This is a genomic window from Bradyrhizobium sp. LTSPM299 (genome assembly GCF_000938235.1).
Taxonomy (GTDB): domain Bacteria; phylum Pseudomonadota; class Alphaproteobacteria; order Rhizobiales; family Xanthobacteraceae; genus Bradyrhizobium.
Window position 1 is genome coordinate 349,399 of the sequence record NZ_JYMU01000023.1, and the last position, 19,199, is coordinate 368,597.

15 protein-coding genes are annotated in these 19,199 nt (G+C 64.8%); 6 read left to right on the top strand and 9 right to left on the bottom strand.

Annotated features, from left to right (window positions below):
• The first annotated feature begins 267 nt into the window (after nt 1–267).
• From UP10_RS15860 to UP10_RS15870, 3 genes are all read left to right on the top strand, one after another.
• Nucleotides 268–2,052 carry an extracellular solute-binding protein gene (locus UP10_RS15860; RefSeq protein WP_156180033.1) on the top strand — a complete coding sequence of 595 codons (1,785 nt, stop codon included), beginning with the start codon at nt 268–270 and terminating at the stop codon, nt 2,050–2,052.
• A 43-nt stretch (nt 2,053–2,095) separates the two neighbouring features.
• Nucleotides 2,096–3,607 (top strand): AMP-binding protein, encoded by a 1,512-nt coding sequence (locus tag UP10_RS15865; RefSeq protein ID WP_044588222.1) that lies wholly within the window; start codon nt 2,096–2,098, stop codon nt 3,605–3,607.
• Nucleotides 3,608–3,694: 87 nt separating this feature from the next.
• On the top strand, nt 3,695–4,918 hold the full coding sequence (locus UP10_RS15870; protein WP_044588294.1) for a hypothetical protein: 1,224 nt from the start codon (nt 3,695–3,697) through the stop codon (nt 4,916–4,918).
• A gap of 19 nt (nt 4,919–4,937) precedes the next feature.
• Here the strand turns inward: UP10_RS15870 and UP10_RS15875 are convergent, their stop codons facing one another.
• From UP10_RS15875 to UP10_RS15895, 5 genes are read right to left on the bottom strand one after another with little or no spacing between them, the layout of a single operon-like run.
• The gene (locus UP10_RS15875; RefSeq protein ID WP_082077143.1) at nt 4,938–5,873 is read right to left on the bottom strand and encodes an arginase family protein; all 936 of its coding nucleotides are present in this window, start codon (nt 5,871–5,873) and stop codon (nt 4,938–4,940) included.
• Nucleotides 5,870–7,126, bottom strand: coding sequence for a M20/M25/M40 family metallo-hydrolase (locus UP10_RS15880; protein ID WP_044588224.1), 1,257 nt, complete (start codon nt 7,124–7,126; stop codon nt 5,870–5,872). The genes UP10_RS15875 and UP10_RS15880 overlap by 4 nt, the downstream gene beginning before the upstream one ends.
• Entirely contained in the window at nt 7,113–7,778 is a 666-nt protein-coding gene (locus UP10_RS15885) for an amino acid ABC transporter permease (protein ID WP_044588225.1), read from the bottom strand. Before UP10_RS15885 ends, UP10_RS15880 begins: the two co-directional genes overlap by 14 nt.
• Nucleotides 7,779–7,786: 8 nt before the next feature.
• A complete protein-coding gene (locus UP10_RS15890; protein ID WP_044588295.1) occupies nt 7,787–8,581 on the bottom strand; it encodes an ABC transporter substrate-binding protein in 795 nt (264 codons plus the stop codon).
• A gap of 25 nt (nt 8,582–8,606) precedes the next feature.
• Complete coding sequence (locus UP10_RS15895) at nt 8,607–9,389, bottom strand: amino acid ABC transporter ATP-binding protein (RefSeq protein ID WP_044588226.1); 783 nt, start codon at nt 9,387–9,389, stop codon at nt 8,607–8,609.
• Nucleotides 9,390–9,578: 189 nt separating this feature from the next.
• On the opposite strand from UP10_RS15895, the gene UP10_RS15900 reads away from it, so the two are divergent.
• Nucleotides 9,579–10,484 carry a LysR family transcriptional regulator gene (locus UP10_RS15900; RefSeq protein ID WP_082077144.1) on the top strand — a complete coding sequence of 302 codons (906 nt, stop codon included), beginning with the start codon at nt 9,579–9,581 and terminating at the stop codon, nt 10,482–10,484.
• Between the two features lie 119 nt (nt 10,485–10,603).
• Nucleotides 10,604–11,173, top strand: a complete 570-nt coding sequence (locus tag UP10_RS43090) for an RBBP9/YdeN family alpha/beta hydrolase (protein WP_197086825.1) — start codon at nt 10,604–10,606, stop codon at nt 11,171–11,173.
• A gap of 60 nt (nt 11,174–11,233) precedes the next feature.
• On the opposite strand, the gene mfd is transcribed toward UP10_RS43090, so the two are convergent.
• Together mfd and UP10_RS15910 are read right to left on the bottom strand one after the other, a co-directional pair.
• On the bottom strand, nt 11,234–14,752 hold the full coding sequence (mfd, locus tag UP10_RS15905) for a transcription-repair coupling factor (protein ID WP_044588228.1): 3,519 nt from the start codon (nt 14,750–14,752) through the stop codon (nt 11,234–11,236).
• Complete coding sequence (locus UP10_RS15910) at nt 14,749–15,039, bottom strand: FAD assembly factor SdhE (protein WP_044588229.1); 291 nt, start codon at nt 15,037–15,039, stop codon at nt 14,749–14,751. Before UP10_RS15910 ends, mfd begins: the two co-directional genes overlap by 4 nt.
• Before the next feature lie 187 nt (nt 15,040–15,226).
• Here UP10_RS15910 and recG point away from each other — a divergent pair, with 187 nt between their 5' ends.
• Nucleotides 15,227–17,335 (top strand): ATP-dependent DNA helicase RecG, encoded by a 2,109-nt coding sequence (gene recG / locus UP10_RS15915; protein ID WP_044588230.1) that lies wholly within the window; start codon nt 15,227–15,229, stop codon nt 17,333–17,335.
• A gap of 140 nt (nt 17,336–17,475) precedes the next feature.
• Here the strand turns inward: recG and UP10_RS15920 are convergent, their stop codons facing one another.
• Both UP10_RS15920 and UP10_RS15925 read right to left on the bottom strand, forming a co-directional pair.
• Complete coding sequence (locus tag UP10_RS15920; RefSeq protein WP_044588231.1) at nt 17,476–18,330, bottom strand: NAD(P)-dependent oxidoreductase; 855 nt, start codon at nt 18,328–18,330, stop codon at nt 17,476–17,478.
• An 81-nt stretch (nt 18,331–18,411) separates the two neighbouring features.
• Entirely contained in the window at nt 18,412–19,194 is a 783-nt protein-coding gene (locus tag UP10_RS15925; RefSeq protein WP_044588232.1) for a DUF502 domain-containing protein, read from the bottom strand.
• Between the last annotated feature and the right edge of the window lie 5 nt (nt 19,195–19,199).

Below are 19,199 nucleotides of genomic sequence, written 5' to 3' on the forward strand. Positions count from 1 at the left end.
CAGCTGCTCGCGCGGCTGTCTCCTAGTCAATTGAGGCGGATACGTGACAAGTGTTCCCGCCGGATCAATTGCACGCCTTCAATACAGCGGCGGACGGAAAGATCAATGGCGACAAGCGTGTTTGCGTGGATGTCACGGCGAGTTGCGGCAGCCTGTGGTAAAGCTCCCCGCGTGACGTTTCGCGAATCAAATCCGGCGCCTCACCCGCGTATCGGACGCCGCGCATTCGCCTGCCTCGTTCTCGCCCTGTCCTTCGCCTTGTCCCTCATGACAATGCGACCGGCCCCTGCGGCCGCGGCCGAGAGCACCGCAATCGCAATGCACGGCAAGCCGGCGCTGCCGCCCGACTTCGACCATCTGCCCTACGTCAACCCCGATGCGCCCAAGGGCGGCCGGCTGGTGCAGAGCCCCCGGGAGGGCACCTTCGACAGCCTCAATCCCCTGATTGTCAGGGGTCTCGCCGTGCAACAGGTCCGGGGCTACGCCTACGAGCGCGGCTATGTCTACGAAAGCCTGATGGTGCGAAGCAATGACGAGGCCTTCACCCTGTACGGCCTGCTCGCCCGCAGCGTCGAGACTGACGATTCACGGCGCTATGTCACCTTCCACATCGACCCCCGCGCCCGCTTTTCCGACGGCCAGCCCGTCACCGCCGACGACGCGCTGTTCTCTCTGGCATTGTTGCGCGACCACGGCCGCCCGCTGCATCACCAGTACTATTCCAAGGTCGCAAAGGCCGAGGCGCTCGATCGGCTCACGGTGCGGTTCGATTTTGGCGGCGTCCCGGATCGCGAATTGCCGCTGATCCTCGGCCTGATGCCGATCCTGCCGCGCCACGCCACTGATCCCGCGACATTCGAGGAGACGACATTGGCTCCGCCGATCGGCTCCGGCCCGTACCGCGTGACTGATGTCAAGCCCGGCACCAGCGTGACCTTCACCCGCAATCCCGATTATTGGGGGCGCGACCTGCCCGTGAACCGCGGCCTCTGGAATTTTGATGAGATCAGGCTTGATTACTACCGCGACGCCAACGGCCAGTTCGAGGCGTTCAAGCGCAGCCTCTATGACTTCCGGACCGAGCCCGAGCCGCTGCGCTGGCACGACGGCTATGACTTCCCGGCGGCGCGCAACGGCGAGGTGATCCGCGACACCATAAAGATCGGCGTTCCCTACCCTTCCGAATTCCTGGTGTTCAACACCAGGCGGCCGCTGTTTGCCGACGTCAGGGTGCGCCAGGCGCTGACGATGCTGTTCGATTTCGAATGGATCAACCGCAACTACTATTTCGGACTTTATGCGCGCTCGGGCGGCTACTTCGCCGGATCGGAGCTGTCGGCCTATGGACGTCCCGCCGACGACCGCGAGCGCGAACTGCTCAAGCCATATCTGTCGCATGTTGACCCGGACATCCTCGAAGGCCGATACCATCTCCCCGTCACGGACGGCTCGGGTCGCGACCGCGACGTCCTGCGCAAGGCGCTCGCGCTGTTGTCCGACGCCGGCTACGAACCCGACGGCACGGTGTTGCGCCAGCGCTCGACACGAGCGCCGCTGTCCTTCGAGATCCTGCTGACGTCACGCGAGCATGAACGCATTGCGCTCGCCTATCAGCGCGACCTGAAGCGCGCGGGTATCGACGCCGCGGTGCGGGTGGTCGATGCGGTGCAGTTCGAGCAGCGCAGGGTCAGCTATGAGTTCGACATGATTCCCAACCGTTGGGACCAGTCGCTGTCGCCAGGCAATGAGCAGTCGTTCTACTGGGGCAGCAAGGCCGCCGACATTCCGGGAACCCGGAATTACATGGGTGCCAGGGATCCGGCCATCGACGCCATGATCGCGGCACTGCTGGCGGCACGGGAACGGCCTGATTTCGTCTCGGCGGTGCGGGCGCTGGATCGGACGCTGATGTCCGGCTTCTACGCTATCCCGCTTTTTAACGCCGGAGAACAATGGATCGCACGCTGGAATCGGATAGAACGACCATCGACCACCGCGTTGTCGGGCTATTTGCCGGAAACCTGGTGGCAGAAGGCCGGCCCACCGCAGTGATACGACCTGATCCGATCCAAATGACACAACGGACGTTGAACCCGTGACCCAGCCGATCGCCTCGCCAACGCTCGATACCCTGTTCAAGCGGATCCTGGTGCGGCAGCCCGAGGCGCTGGCGCTGGTCGATCCGCTCAACAAGCAGCGCATCACCGGACAGACGCGCAAGCGCCTGACCTATGCCCAGGCCGACCGCGCGATTTCGGCGATCGCAGCCCATTTCATCGAGAGCGGATTGCCCGCCAATTCAGTGATCGCCGTCCAATTGCCCTCTACGGTCGAGTTCGCGCTGACGGTGCTGGCGGCCCATCGCGTCGGATTGATTGTGGCGCCATTGCCGCTGCTGTGGCGGCAGGCCGAGCTGACGGTCGCGCTCAACCGCACCGCGGCGCGCGCGATCGTCACCTCCAGCAAGATCGACGGCGTCTCCTATGCCGACTTCGCCATGAACGCCGCAGCAGAGGCGTTCTCGATCCGCCATGTCTGCGGCTTCGGCGACGACCTGCCGGAAGGCATGGCCTCGCTCGATCAGGCGACCCTGCAGGATTCCAGGACATCGCGTTCGGTGATCCAGGACGGACGCAAGGCCGCGATGATTTCCTTCGACGTCACCAGCGAAGGGTTGCGTCCGGTGCCGCGCGCGCATTTCAGCCTGATCGCGGGCGGACTCGCAATGTCGCTGGAGAGTGACCTGGCGCAGGGCGCCACCATCATGTCGGCTTTCGCCCCGATGTCGTTTGCCGGCCTCTGCTCGTCGCTAGTTACCTGGCTGTTGTCGAGCGGAACGCTGGTGCTGCACCACCCCTTCGATGAAGAGGTGCTCGAAACCCAGGTCAACGACCACGCCTGCGACACGCTGATCGCTCCCGCACAGCTCGCCTTGCGGCTTGACGAACACGATCTGTCGGCGCGGATGCCGAGCCTGCGCAACGTCATCGGCCTCTGGCGCGCGCCGGAACAGGTCGCCGCCAGCGCAGCCTGGACCGCCCAGCACGCGCCCCTGACCGATGTCTATTTGTTTGGCGAAGCCGGGCATTTCTGCGCCCGCCGCAACGCGGAGGATGGATCGCCGGCCCCGATCCGGCCGGGCCCGCACGGCGCGCCGCGCGACGTGCCGGGCGCGTCGATTGCCGGCGACATCCTGCTGACGCCGAAGGGTACGCTGGGACTGCGCGGACCGATGGTTCCCGCCGCCGCCTACGCACCATTGCCTCCGCCGGGTGACACGCTGATCGCATCGGCACCGCGCGATTTCGCCGACACCGAATATGCCGCCCGGATCGACCGGGCGACCGGCACCATCAGCATCACCGCGCCGCCGTCCGGCATCATGGCGGTCGGCGGCTACCGCTTCCTTGCGCAGGATTTGCAGGAATGGTCGCGGCGGCTCGGCCACGGCGCGCTGTTGACGGCGTTACCGGATCGGCTCAGTGGTCATCGGCTGGCCGGGCGGGCGCAAGACAATGCGCGGGCCCGTGATGCGCTGACGGAACTCGGGCTTAACCCATTGATGGTCGAAGCTTTTCGCGATCGTACGAACGGTACGCTGACGTAATTCTTAACCTCGCGTTGACGCTGTATTAAGCCGGCCGGACTAGCATTGCGGCCTTTGCTGATCCGCGCATCGGTGTCGAGCTTTCGCATGTCCCAACAGGGTCCGGTTCTCATCGTGTCGACCGCCAAGCGGCCGTCATTCGCTGCTGTGCTCGATGAAGCCAAGCTGTTTCCGGTGGTTGCGACCGATTGGAACGACGCCGGGCGCGCCATCGAACAGGTGCAGCCGGCGGCCGTGATCGCCGCGCTTGATGGCATCGATGCTGCAACCTTGGCGACGCTGGCCCGGCGTGCCGCCGCCCGTGCGCCCTATCTGCCGTTGATCGCCGTCGATCCCGCGATCGCCCTGCCCGGCACGGCGATCCCGTTCTTCCAGCGTCGCAGCCATCCAGATCGCCTGGTCACGCGGCTCAACGCATCGCTGCGCGTGCGCGGCCTGCATGCGACGGTGATGCGGCGCCAGGTGCCGCCGGTCCCGATCGCGCTGTCGGATATCGATCCGGTCGGGGAAGCAACCGCGCTCCTGATCGGCCGCGGCGGCGCCTACCCGGCGCTGTCGGTCGCACTCGGCGAACGCGCCGGCGTGGTCGGCGCGCTCAGCATCGAGGCTGCCGCCAAGCACCTCAGCAACCGCGACATCGACGGCATCGTGCTCGGCGAAGGATTTACGCCACGGGTGATGGATGCGTTCCTGACGGTGCTGACCGAGGACGTCCGCTTCCGCACCTTGCCCGTGGTGGTTACCGCGAGCGACGTCACACCACGGTACGACCTCGCCAATCTCGAGATCGTCCCGGCCGAGCCGTCGCGCATCGCCGACATCACATTGCCGCTGATCCGGCAGCACGCTTTCGAAGCGCGGCTCAGCCGCATGCTGCGCGCGATCGACGCCAAGGGCCTGATCGATGCCCGCACCGGGTTGCTCACGATTTCGGCGTTCGAGCGCGATTTCGCGACCGCCGTGTTCCAGACCGGCGAACGCGGCGGCGGCCTCTCGGTGGCGCGGTTCAGCTTCGACAGCGCCCAACCCCGCGCGCAGTTCGATGGCGCCCGGATCATCAGCCGCCTGATGCGCCAGAGCGATTTTGGCGCCGTGCAGGCCGACGGGTCGATCGTCGTCGTGTTCACCGCAACCGACCTGCGCAGCGCGCATGCGATCACGCGTCGGCTGTCGAGCGTGATGCGCCACACCCACCACGGCCGGCGCGACAGCCAGGAGCCCATCGTCAATGTGGTTGCGCTGCAGCCGAACGACTCGGTAAAATCGTTGCTGGCGCGACTCAGCCAGGACGCCCAGCGCGTGGCGTCGTAGCCGTCCGGACGCTGAATCGTCAGTCCGGCAGCAGTCCCATGCCTGTGGCCAGCAGCACGAGCGCTTCCATGATCATATGGGCGCAGAGCTGGGCGGCCATCCCGTTGACATCCTGTGGCGGACTGACGGTGTTGAAATCCATCGCGACGATGTTCAAGCCTGAGAGACTGCGCAGCAGCTCGATCCCCTCCCGGGCGGACAGCCCACCCCAGGCGGGGGTACAGACGCCGGGCGCGACCGACGGATCGAAAACATCCATGTCCCAGCACAGATAGACCGGCCGCCCGCCGACCACTTCGCTGAATTCGGCGATGGTCTGCGCAAAGCCGCGCCGCATCAGCTCGTCGATCGTGACGACCCGGAAGCCGAGCGATCGCGTGTGTTCGAGCACGCCGGGGCAATAGGTGAACCCGCGCACGCCGATGTGCCAGGACCTGGAAGCATCCACCACACCTTCCTGCGCCGCGTTGGTGAATTGCGTCGCCGCATTGTAGCGATCGTCGGGCGTGTAGGGGTACGCGTCGGTGTGGCTGTCGATATGCAGTGCGACGAGATCCTTGTGATGCCGGGCGGCTGCGCGCATCAGCGGAAGCGAGACCGAGCCATCGCCGCCGATCCCGACCGGCACCGCACCAAGCTCGAGAATGCGAGCGGCGCTTGCCTCGATCCTGACGAAAGCATCATCAATGCGCCCCGGCACCAGCGCGACGTCGCCGGCATCGACCGCGCCGAGCAAGGTCAGCACGTCGACATCCGCAAGCGAGGGATGATAGCGGCGAATGAGCCGCGACTCCCGCCGAACCTCCGACGGCCCCTGTCGAGCGCCGACACGAAACGGGTGCGTGCCGCAATCGAACGGCACGCCGAGAATGGCGGCCCGGCTGCCGGGGCGCGGCAATCCCGCCGGCAGCCCCATGAACGTTTCCGGCCCCACAAAACCCGCCGCGTCACTCATTTTCTATTCTCTCTTGTCAGCATGTCGAAGGCCGTGAGTGCATGCACGCGGGATACGATCGCCAGTTCGGCAATCTCTGCGTATTCGTCCGGCGCGCCCATATTGTGCGGTGTCGGCCCGTAGACGACCGTCGGGATTCCGGACATCCGGAACCAGCGCGCGTCGGAGCCGCCGACACGCATGTTGACGGCCGGGGCTGTCCCGATGATTTGCGCGGCCGCTGCCGCACAGCAGGTGACGATCTCCTCACCGGGGTCGGTGTGATTGGGCTCGAAGCAGCGCAACACCCGCCAATTGATTCCAGGGAGATCGAGCGCTTGTTGCAACGTTGCGAGAACGGCTTTCGACGTGACCCCGACCGGCAGGCGCAGGTCGATCGCTGCGCGTGCGCTTGATGGCACCAGGTTCGGCGAGACCCCGCCGGTCACGATTCCGGTGTTGACCGTGATGGTCGACAGGACCTCGGCCTCACCTGCGCCGCACAGTGGTTCCGAGATTGATTTGGCATGAGCAATCGCATCGCGAACGGCAACGGGCATGGCGACGGCAAGTCCGCGCAGCGCGGTTACGCGATCAAGAGCCTCGCGCAAGCGGTCGATCGCATTGACGCCAAGATGGACGTGGGCGCCGTGAGCTGCCCTGCCCTCCGCCGTGATCTCGATCCAGATGAATCCCTTCTCGCCGAAGCGCAGCACCATCGGCGAACCGGCGTCTCCGATGATCGTGGCATCACCCGTGGCATGCGGGATCTCGTCGAGCAGATATTTTGTGCCGCGAGCGCCCATGCTCTCCTCGTCACCGGCGAGTGTCAGCACGACTTCGCCGGCCCATTCTGCGCGCTGTTCGGCCAAAGCCGCCATGGCGGCCATTGATGCAGCGATGCCGCCTTTCATGTCGGCGGCTCCGCGGCCATACAGGCGGCCGTACGCGATCTCACCTTCGGGGCTGACCGACCAGTTCATCCGGTCTCCCACGGGATAGGTGTCGAGATGGCCATTGAACACGATCCGCCGTCCCGGCGCGCGGCCCCTGACCCGGGCGACCACGTTGACGATGTCGGCCGATCCCGGATGCAGGTCGACCTCGACGCCGGGGACATGGGCCCTGAGAAGGTCGGCCGCGAGCGCCGCCACCGCACGGGTGTCGCCATCCGGATTCGGTGATGGCGTTGCGATCAGCCGCATGGCCAGGTCCACCATCTGGCTGGTGCGGTCGTTCGAGATGGCGTGGCGAATGTGATCAACGTCGTGCAAGGCGAGATTCCCAGATACGGATCGAGTGGGTCAGCGGCCAGCAGATCACGAAATAGATCACCGCGATGAAGGTGAAGATTTCCAGCGGCCTGAAGGTCGATGATGAAAGCTCCATGCCGCGCCGGGTGACTTCGCCGACCGACACGACGGACGCCAGGGAGGAGTATTTGATGAGCTGAACGAAATTGGCCGCGAGTGGCGGCAGCACGCTGCGAATGGCCTGCGGGCCGACGATCCGCACAAAGCTTTGCGTCGGTGACAGGCCGAGGACCTGCGCCGCCTCACGGTGACCGATGGGCACGGTCTGGATACCCGCTCTGAACACCTCCGAAATGAACACCGCGGAATACAGCGACAGGCCGAGGATCGACGCGGTCAGCGCATCGATCCTCACGTTGAAGACGATCGGGAGCACGTAATAGACCCAGAGCAGCTGCACCAGGATCGGCGTATTGCGCACGATTTCGCCGACCGACAATGCGACGATGCGTGCAATCCGGAAGCGCGATATCTGCATGATCGCGATGACGAGCCCCAACAGGGTCGCCACCACGAGCGTGACCGTCGAAATGAACAGGGTCATTTCGATGCCGGAGGCGAGGAAGCCCAGATTGTTCGGGATGACGTCCCAGCGGAAGCTGTAGCTTTGCATCTGACGGCTCAGGGCGCGACGATCGAGCCGAGCTTGTTCTTCTCGGCGGCGGCCTTGAGCCGACCGTCAAGCTTGATCGTTCGAACGAACAGGTTGATGTAGTTGAGCCAGATCTGGTCGCCCTGGTTCATAACGTAGGCGTAGGGTGTCACCGACAGCGTTTCCGGTGGCGCCACCGTGATGGTCCAGTCGAACTGGGCGTTCATTTTGATCGAGGCCGGATAGTCGGTCATGACGACGTCGACCCGTTGTGCCATCAACTCGGCCGGGGTGGTGGCTGGCGCCGCGACGGCGACGGTCTTGGCGTTCTTGAAGTACGAGCGCATGAAGGCCTCGATATAGCTGCCGAGCGAGACGCCGGCGTTGACGCCCGGTTTGTCGATATCCGCCCAGGACGTGATCGGGCCGCCCTTGCGCACGACGGCATAGACGCCGCTGGTGAGATAGGGATCGGAGAAAGCCACGGCCTGCGCCCGCTTCATCGTCGCGCCGACGCCAAACATGCCGAGATCGCATTTGTTCGCCTGCAGATCGGCGATGAAGCTGCCGAAGCTGGTCTCGACATATTCCAGCTTGACGCCCATGTCCTTCGCAAGCTCCCTGGAAAGATCGATATCGATCCCCTCGAGCTGTCCGCTTTCGGGATTGCGAAACGAAATCGAATAGTACATCGGCCAGATGCAGACCCTGAGCACGCCGCTCTTGGTGACCTCGTACAGCCGCGACTGAATCTGCTGGGCAGCAACCGGCTGCACCGAGAGAAAAACCAGGCAAGCAATTGCAAGTCGATACAGGTTTCGCATGGCCATCAATCCCTTTCGTGCGTGATCACTCGTCAAACTGATTGAGAAAGCGCTGGGCGCGTTCGGTCGTCGGCTTCTCGAAGAAGGCTGTCGGAGCGCCGTGCTCGACGATCACCCCCTCGTCCATGAACACGACCTGGCTGGCCACACGGCGCGCAAAACCCATCTCGTGCGTCACCACCAGCATCGTCATGCCCTCGAGCGCCAGCGTGCGCATGACCTGCAGCACCTCACGACGAAGTTCCGGATCGAGCGCCGAGGTCGGCTCGTCGAACAACAGGATTTTGGGCTGCATCGCGAGCGCACGGGCAATCGCCACGCGCTGTTGCTGCCCGCCGGACAGTCGGGCGGGATAGGCATCGCGCTTGGCCTCCATGCCGACCTTCTGAAGCAGTCGTTCAGCGGTGGCGACCGCCTCGTCCCGGCTGAGGCCCCGTACGCGCATCGGCGCCTCGATGATGTTTCCCAGCACCGTCATGTGCGGCCACAGGTTGAACTGCTGGAACACCATTCCGATTTCAGGGCGCACCTTCCTGGCGGCACCGCGCACGTCGGACGACGACTGAGCCTGCGACACGGTCGCGCCTTCCATCAGGATGCGTCCATCGGACGGCGACTCGAGCAGCGCCATGCATCGCAGAAGGGTGGTTTTTCCCGAGCCACTCGGCCCGATGATGCAGGTCGACTGCCCGGGGCCCAGCGCAAGGTCCACGCTGTTTAGGACGGTGTGGGCGCCAAAGCGCTTGACCACCGCCTCGGCCGCCAGCACGGGCCCGATGCCCGAATGCGATGCGTGGCTTGTGTTCATACGAACGAACCTCCGGGTGACTTTCCACCGATACATAAGCAATAATGATGCCAAATGTAATCATGCTCAGATTCGCGGTATTATCTGCTGGGTATCGGTAAGCGAGGTCGACCTAATACCCCTATTTTACGGCATTATTAGCGACATTTATGATATGTAAAGGCGCAAGTCGATATATAGATATGAATTATGGATAGACGCCTCATAGAGATCTTTCATGCTGTCATGCAGCATCGCTCGGCGACCGAGGCCGCCCGCGCGCTCGGTGTGTCGCAGCCTGCCGTCAGTGCCGCACTGAAGCGGCTCGAGGCGGATGTCGGATTTGCGCTGTTTCGCCGGGAAAGCCGGCACATCGTGCCGACGCCCGAAGCTCATCTGCTGCACAACGAAGCGATCCGGGCGCTCGCCGGCTTCGCCGAGCTGGAGGACGCTGCTGCGGGAATTTCGGCCGGAAAGCGCGGCGTCCTGACCATCGCGAGTCCTGGCCCTGGGATCGTCTGGCTTCCTGGTGTCGTCAGCCGCTTCCAGCGGGAGCGCGCGTCAACCCAGATCAGGCTGCTGACCCGAAGCTCGGAAAATGTCCGCAGCCTGGTCTCGGCACGTGCGTTCGACATCGGCGTCGCCGAGCCGCCCTTCGACCGCACCAACATGGTGTTGCGACGTTACCGGATGTCTTTGGACTGCGTGATGCCTGCAACGCATGCACTCGCTGGCCAGAAGATCATCACTCCCGACCTGCTCGAGCGACATGATCTGATCATCACCTCGCAGAGCCGGACGACCTATGCCGGCGTTTCGCGCGCCTTTGAGGCCAGCGGCACGCCGTTTCATCCGGCGATCGAATGCGAATTCTTCGCCGTCGCGCTCAACCTCGTGATCGATGGCGCAGGCGTCTGTCTCGTCGATGCGCTCAGCGCATCCGAGACCCTCAGGCGCACGGGCAATGCGAGCCCGCTGGTCGTGCGCCCCTTCGCGCCGTCGATCCACTACGAGGTCGGCGTCCTCAAGCCGACGATCGGCGACCTCAGTGTTCTCGCCGAGCAGTTCCTGAAGCTGCTCGACGAGCACGTCGCTCCATACCTTGTCCGATCCTGACCTGGGCTTGCGTTGGGCTGGCTGTCACGCCGCCTTGTGCGATGCTGAAGGCGACCATAGAAACAGCGGTGATGAGGTGTGGGGTATTAGAAATGAAAAGTGGGCGAGCGGGGTCGAGGGTGATTGTGCTGCACGGCGCGCACGGAGGGCCTGACACCAACTGGTTTCCTTGGCTTCATGCCGCACTGAACGCGGAAGGCATCGAAGTATTGCGTCCTCAATTCCCTACGCCGGAGGGGCAATCTCTAGAGGCGTGGCTCAATGCCTACGATCTTGCTGTTAGTTCGTTGTCATTGGCTCCGACCATCCTTGTTGGACATAGTCTGGGGGCCGCACTGGCGCTGCGCTTGGTTGAGCGAGCAGTCGAGCCATTTGACGGCCTATTTCTGGCCGCGCCGTTCATCGGCGCACTCGGCCTTCCCGACTACGACACCATAAATCAGTCGTTCTTTGCCGGCTCATTCAATTGGGCCGGTATTCGCGAGCGAAAAGGAAGCGCGTGCCGCTGTTGGGCGGGCGATAACGATCCCTATGTTCCACTGTCGCGTTCGCAAGATGTAGCTGACTGCTTGAAAGCTCCCCTTGAGATTGTGCCAGGAGGCGGCCATCTTAACGGCGAGACAGGATTTACTGCTTTCCCTCAACTGCGCGACGCCATTCTCACTGAATGCGCCAGCACACGAAGTTGAGTGATTTGTTCTACACAGGACCTTGTCCGATCCTGACTTAGATATGCCCGGGGCTGCCTGTCACGCCGCCTTCTTGCTCTCCGCGAGATTGGCGAGCTGCCGCAGGATCTCGGTGGTGCCGGCGAGCCGCTCTTCCGGCGTTTCCCAATCCTGCAAGAACACCACCTTCATGTCCGGCCGCACCTTGGCGGCCTGGCCGTGCTGGCGGATGAAGCCGACCAGCCGGTCGGGCTGCGCGAACTTGTTGTCGCGGAAGGTGATGACGGCGCCCTTCGGCCCGGCGTCGACCTTCTCGACATTGGCGCGGCGGCAATAGGCCTTGATCGCGGCGACCTTGAACAGATAGCGCACCTCGTCCGGCAGCACGCCGAAGCGGTCGCGCATCTCGGCGGCGAAATTGTCGATCTCGTCGTCGGTCTCGAGATCGGCGAGGCGCCGATAGAGCGACAACCGCACGCTGAGATCGTTGACGTAATCCTCGGGGATCAGCACCGGCATGCCGATCGTGATCTGCGGCGACCAGCGTTCGGCGGCAGGCTCAACCACACCGGCCTTGAGGTTGATGATCGCCTCCTCCAGCATAGATTGATACAGCTCGAAGCCGACTTCCTTGATATGGCCGGACTGCTCTTCGCCCAACAAATTGCCGGCGCCGCGGATGTCGAGGTCGTGGGAGGCGAGCTGGAAGCCGGCGCCCAGTGTCTCCAGCGACTGCAGCACCTTGAGCCGCCGCTCGGCCTGCGCGGTGATCTTCTGCTGCGCCGGCAACGTGAACAGCGCATAGGCGCGCAGCTTGGAACGGCCGACGCGGCCGCGCAGCTGGTAGAGCTGGGCGAGACCGAACATGTCGGCGCGGTGCACGATCAGCGTGTTGGCGTTCGGGATGTCGAGACCGGACTCGATGATCGTGGTCGAGAGCAGGATGTCGTATTTGCCGTCGTAGAATGCGGACATGATGTCCTCGATCACGGTCGGCGGCATCTGGCCGTGCGCGACCGCGACCTTCATCTCCGGCACGTTTTTGTCGAGGAAGTCCTTGACGCCGGCGAGGTCCTCGATCCGTGGCACGACGTAGAACGCCTGCCCGCCGCGGTAGCGTTCGCGCAGCAGCGCCTCGCGGATCATCAAGGGATCATGCGGTGCTACGAAGGTGCGGACCGCGAGACGGTCGACTGGGGGTGATGCGATGATCGAAAGCTCGCGCACGCCGGTCAGCGCCAGTTGCAGCGTGCGCGGGATCGGCGTCGCCGACAGCGTCAGCACATGGACCTGGGCGCGCAGCTGCTTGAGCCGCTCCTTGTGGCTGACACCGAAATGCTGCTCCTCGTCGACGATCAGGAGGCCAAGATCCTTGAACTTGATCGCCTTGCCGAGCAGCGCGTGGGTGCCGACCACGATATCGACATGGCCCTCGGTGAGCCCCTTCTTGACCTGGTTCAATTCCTTGGTCGGGATCAGGCGCGAGGCCTGAGCGACATTGACCGGGAAGCCGCGGAAGCGCTCGGCGAAGTTCTTCGAGTGCTGCCGCGCCAGCAGCGTGGTCGGCACCACGACCGCGACCTGCTTGCCCTCCAGCGCCACCGCAAAGGCCGCGCGCAGCGCCACCTCGGTCTTGCCGAAGCCGACGTCGCCGCAGATCAGCCGATCCATCGGTCGGCCGGTCTCGAGGTCCTTCAAGGTCGCGTTGATCGCGCCCAGCTGGTCCTCGGTCTCCTCATAGGGAAAGCGCGCGCAGAACTCGTCATAGATATGCGGCTGCAGCGGGAATTTTGGCGCCTCGTGCAAATGCCGCTCGGCTGCGATCTTGATCAGCTCGCCCGCGATCTGGCGGATGCGGTTCTTGAGTTTGGCCTTGCGCGCCTGCCAGCCGCTGCCGCCGAGCCGATCGAGCTCGGCATTGGCGCTGTCGGAGCCATAGCGCGATAACAGCTCGATGTTTTCGACCGGCAGGAACAGCTTTGTCTCGGCGGCATAATGCAGCTCGAGGCAGTCATGCGGCGCGCCGCCGACTTGCAGCGTCTGCAGGCCGACGAAGCGGCCGATGCCGTGCTCGACATGGACGACGAGATCGCCGGTGGCCAGACTCGTGACCTCCGAAATGAAATTGTCGAGCTTGCGGCTCGCCTTGCGCGTCCGCACCAGGCGGTCGCCCAGAATATCCTGCTCGCTGATGACGGCGAATTCGTCGGTCTCGAAGCCGGATTCCATGCCGAGCACGGCCAGCATGGTCTCGTTGCGCGGCGTCGCCTGCACGATCCGCCAGGTGTTGGTGCTGGTTGTGTTGAGCAGCTTGTGGTCGCGCAGCATCGCGCCCATGCGGTCGCGCGAGCCCTCGCTCCACAGCGCGATCACCACCTTCTTGCGCTGCGATTGCAGCGCGCCGACATGGGCAACGACGGACTCGAACACGTTGATGTTGCCGTCGGCGCGCTCGGGCGCGAAATTGCGGCCCAGCCGCGCGCCGGCGTCAAACACGTCAGTGGTGCCTTCGGGCACCGCAAACGGGGTCAGCCGCGCCAGCGGCGTCTCGCCGAGCAGCTTTGTCCATTCGGTCTCGGTCAGATAGAGCCTATCGGTCGGCAACGGCTTGTAGATTGCGCCGCCGCCGGGATGATCGAGCGCCTCGCGCCGCGCCTCGTAATAGTCGATAATCTGCTTGAAGCGCTCGCGCGCGGCGTCCTCGCCCTGCGGCTCGATCGCGACCGTGGCGCCGTCGAGATAGTCGAACAGCGTGTCCATCCGCTCCTGGAACAGCGGCAGCCAGTGCTCCATGCCCGGATGGCGGCGTCCTTCGGAGACGGCTTCATACAATTGGTCGTCACGCTCCGGCGCGCCGAAGGCGGCGACATAGCCCATCCGGAAGCGGCGGATGGTCTCCGTCGTCAGCTGGAATTCCGACACCGGCACCAGGTCGAGCCCGCGCATGTCCAGTAGCGTGCGCTGCGTCTCGGAATCGAAGGTGCGGATCGACTCAAGTGAGTCGCCGAAGAAGTCGAAGCGCACCGGCTGGTCGAGGCCGGCGGGAAACAGATCGAGGATGCCGCCGCGCACGGCATACTCGCCGGGCTCGCGCACCGTCGATGAGCGGGTGTAACCGTTGTGCTCGAGCCAGGCGACGATCGAATCCATCGGCACGACAAGACCGGGCGCGACCGACAGCGCCTGCGCCGCGACGAGGCCGCGCGCCGGCACCCGTTGCAGCGCCGCATTCACCGTGGTCAACACGATCAGCGGCTTGTCGGAGCCAGCGAGCCGCGACAGCTTTGCCAACGCGGTCAGGCGCTGCGCCAGAATGCCGGCATGTGGCGAGACGCGGTCATAGGGCTGGCAGTCCCAGGCCGGAATCTGCATTACGCCGATGTCAGGCGCGAAGAACTCCAGCGCACGCGCAAGCTGCTGCATCCGCGCGCCGTCGCGGCATACCACCGCAAGGCTCACCGCCGATCGTTTCGGCTTCGCCGCGATCGCGCGCGCCAGATCGGAGATGACGAGCCCCTCGGCGCCCTCGGCGACATTGGCGATAGTCAGTACGCGGCCGGGTGTGAGCATCGCGGCCGGAGATTTCGCAGCCAGCTTCATGCGTCGTTGTCCACGACCCGAAACGCCTTGATACGGGCGAACAACGGAGTGGCGTATTCGGCCGCCAGCGCCTTGTCCCCGGTCAGCGCCGCATAGAGATCGGGATCGGGCAGCTCGATCAGGTGCTCGAGCTGGCCCAGTTCGTGGTCGGATAGATCGGCGATCGCGGCATCGGCGAAACGGCCGAGGATCAGGTCCATTTCCTTGGTACCGCGATGCCAGCAGCGAAACAGCAGCCGCTTGCGGCGGTCATCGAGCCCGCTGCTCGATCGTGTCGATCCCGTCATGTCCCGATTCCATCCAACGCCAAAAGCCCGGACATGCCGGGCGGGGTTGATATAACGATGGGAAACGCGAATGTCAGCATGCGTTGTGGAGCCCGGAATCGCCAAAATCGTCATGGCCACAAAAAAAGACGTGGATGCCCGGCACAAGGGCGGGCAAGACGGTGAGAAACGGTCTTAGGTTTCCCGAATGCGCCCCAGCCTGCTCAATCCCCTGTTTGCGCCGGTCACGACCCTGCCGGGCGTCGGACCGAAGCAGGACAGACTGCTGCGCTATCTGCTCAGCCGCAGCGAGACCCCGCGGCTGGTCGATCTGCTGCTGCACCTGCCAGCCAGCGTGATCGACCGCCGCGCGCGGCCGAAGATCCGTGACGCCGTCGTTGGAACCATGGTGACGCTGGAGGTCACCGTCGACCGTCATCGCCCGCCCCCGCCGCGCAATTCGCGCGCGCCCTATCTGGTCTATGCCAGCGACGACACCGCCGACGTGGTGCTGACCTTCTTCCGCGCCCAGCCCGGCTATGTCGAGAAGCTGCTGCCGGTCGGCGAGAAGCGCTACGTTTCCGGGACGCTGGCGATGTATGACGGTATCCCGCAGATCGTGCACCCCACCAACATCGTGGACGAAGCGGCGTTTGCCAAACTCTCAGGCATCGATCCGGTCTATCCGCTGACCGAGGGACTTGCGCTCGGCTCGCTCCGCCGCGCCATCGCGCAGGCCTTGCTCAAGCTGCCGGAGCTGCCGGAATGGCTCAGCCCGGAGGTGATCCGGCGCTGCAAATTTCCGCCGATCCGGGAAGCGCTGACGCGTGTGCATGTCCCGGTCGAGCTCACGGACATCCTGCCCGACGGTCCGTTCTGGTCGCGGCTCGCCTTCGACGAATTGCTCGCCGGCCAGCTCGCGCTGGCGCTGATCCGCGCCACGCTCCGCCGCCCGGCCGGGGTGCGCAATGCCGGCGACGGCCATCTGCGCAACAAGATCATCGATGCCCTTCCTTACGCGCTCACGACATCGCAGCGCGATGCGGTCGCCGCCATCATCGAGGATCTGCGCCAGCCGGTGCGGATGCTGCGGCTGGTGCAGGGCGACGTCGGCTCCGGCAAGACCGTCGTCGCGCTGCTCGCAGCCGCCGCCGTCGCGGAAGCCGGCAAGCAGGCCGCGCTGATGGCGCCGACCGAGATCCTGGCGCGCCAGCACATCAAGACCATCACCCCGCTCGCCGAGCGCGCCGGGATGCGGGTTGCGATCCTCACCGGCCGCGAGAAGGGCAAGGAGCGCCGCGAGCTGCTGGCGCGCCTCGAATCCGGCGAGATCGATCTGTTGGTCGGCACCCACGCGCTGATCCAGGACGACGTGGTCTACAAGGCATTGGCGCTTGCCGTCGTCGACGAGCAACATCGTTTTGGCGTGCGCGAGCGCCTCGCGCTGACGTCCAAGGGCGAAGCTGTCGACGTGCTGGTGCTGAGCGCAACGCCAATCCCGCGCACGCTGGTATTGACCTATTTCGGCGACATGGACGTCTCCGAGCTGCGCGAAAAGCCCGCGGGGCGGCAGCCGATTGAAACCCGCACCATATCGATGAGCCGCCTCGACGAGGTCGCGGATAGCATCGGCCGTGCGCTCGAGGCCGGCAAGCTGGTCTACTGGATTTGCCCGCTGGTCGAGGAATCCGAGGCCGAGGGCACCGACCACCTCACCAACGCCACCGAGCGTTTCGAGTCGCTGCATCAGCGTTTCGGCGACCGCGTCGGCCTGGTTCACGGCCAGATGAAGGGGACGGAAAAGGATCGCGTGATGACGCAGTTCGCCGCGCACGAGATCAACCTCCTCGTTGCGACCACCGTCGTCGAAGTCGGCGTCGACGTGCCGGCTGCGACCATCATGGTGATCGAGAACGCCGAGCGCTTCGGGCTGTCGCAGCTGCATCAGCTGCGCGGCCGCATCGGGCGTGGCTCGGAGGCCTCGACCTGCCTGCTGCTCTACAAGGAGCCGCTCGGCGAAATGTCGAAGGCGCGGCTCAAGGTGATCCGCGAAACCACGGATGGATTCAGGATCGCCGAGGAAGACCTGAAACTGCGCGGCGAAGGCGACGTGCTCGGTATCAGGCAAAGCGGCCTGCCCGGCTACCGCATCGCGCGCTCCGAGGTGCACGGCCAGCTGATCACGCAGGCCCGCGACGAGGCGCTGCGGATCATGAAGGACAATCCGAAACTGAACGGCGAGCGCGGCGAAGCGCTGCGCTGCCTGCTCTACCTCTACGAACGCGACGAAGCCGTGCCGCTGATCGGCGCGGGGTGAACTTTCGCTATCGTCATCGCGCGCCTTGTAGGGTGGGCAAAGGCGCGCTTGCGCCGTGCCCACCATCACGAGCAGTGCAAGAAGTGGTGGGCACGCTTCGCTTTGCCCACCCGACGACCGCAATGACGCGGAGGGGGCTGTCAGCCTTTGGCCTTCACGCCCTCCGCGAACGCGGTCAGTTGCGCGACTTCGGTCCGGGCGCCCCTCTCGTCGGCGGCGATGTGCTCGAACAGGCGGGCAAAACCCTCGTAGACGAGGTTTGCGGGGTGATCGGGGCCGAGGAATGCTGCGATCTCGCGCATCTCGGCGACCCAGCGATAGGCTTTCGGCACCATGTCCGGCAATGCGCCGTCAATCTTGGCGAGCAGCTGCGGCTGGCTTCGCGCGAGCTCCTCGCGCAGCGCGTCGGCTGCGCCGGCGCGGGTGGCGGCGAGCACCATCGCGGCAGCAACCGCGGTCACGCCCTTGTTGATGCCGGCGTAGGACATTTTCAGCGCCGAGGCCGCGCCGACCGGCCCCTCGACCACGCGCAAATCGAGGCCGAGCTCTTCGAGCACCGCGACATCGCCGGTGTGCTCGCCCGAAACGAAGAACGACGGTCCCGGATGGCCTGGCCGCGGCGGAAAGCCGATGATCCCGGCATCGACGAAGCGCGCGCCTGAGGACTCGACGATCTCCTCGACCTTGCGGACGGTCTCGACGCTGATGGCGTTGCAATCGACGAATATTGGTGTGGTCTGCTGCCTGGTAATGGCCGCGGCAAGCCGTTCGGCCAGCGCCAGCGCCTCACCCGGCGGCACGATCGACAGGATGATGTCGGCACCCGCGATCTCGGTATCGTCGGCGGCGATCATGCCTGTTGCGGTAGCCCGCTGCGCGGTGGCGGCGCTGCGTCCGGCGAGCGAGGTCAGCACGCGTGCGCCGTGTTCGGTCAGGCGCTGTGCGACCGCGCTGCCCATGGCACCCGGCGCGAGGACCGCAATGGTCGTAGGCATCCTTGATCTCCGGTTCGAAGGCGTCAATCAGCGCGATGCGCCCAATGCTTTGACAAAGGAGGTTCTGTCGGCTCGCGGCCGTCAGCCCTCGACCTTCACCGGCGACGTCGTCGGCTGCAGCGAAGCCTGGTTGGCGACGCGCGCAGCATTCGCCATTCCGGCAAGCGCCGCGACGCGCTTCTGCTGGTCGGAGGCGCCTGGCTGCACCACGCCGGCCGACATGATCAGCGTTGCGGCATCCTCGGTGCTCATCTCGATCTCGATGATCTTGCTCTTCGGCACGTAGAAGAAGAAGCCGGTGGTCGGGTTCGGCGCGCAGGGCAGGAACACCGAGATGTGCTCTTCGTCTCCGGGCAGGCTGGCGGCCAACTCAGGATTCGGCGACTGCGAGATCAGCACGATCGACCACATCCCCGGCGAGGGAAATTCGACGAGGCCGACGCGGCGGAAGCTCGACCCGTTTCCGGAGAACAGCGTCTCGAACACCTGCTTCAGGCCGCGATAGATCGCCCGCACTGCGGGAATCCGCCCCAGCAGCCGCTCGCCGAGATCGACCAGGGTTCGCCCGATCAGATTGGCGGTCAGAAAACCAAGCAGCGTCAGCGCGATGACGGCGACGATCAGTCCGGAACCCGGCAAGCCGAACGGCAAATAGGTTTCCGGCCGATAGGTGACCGGCACGAACGGCCGGACCAGATTGTCGACCCAGTTCACGAACCACCAGGTCAGATAGAAGGTGATGGCAATCGGACCTGCAACCACCAGGCCGGTCAGGAAATAGTTGCGAAACCGCGCCATCAGCCCGCGTGGGGCGTCCGGAGGCAGTTCACCTGACGTGGCGGGAGGCAGTTGATTGGAGGTCATTGCGG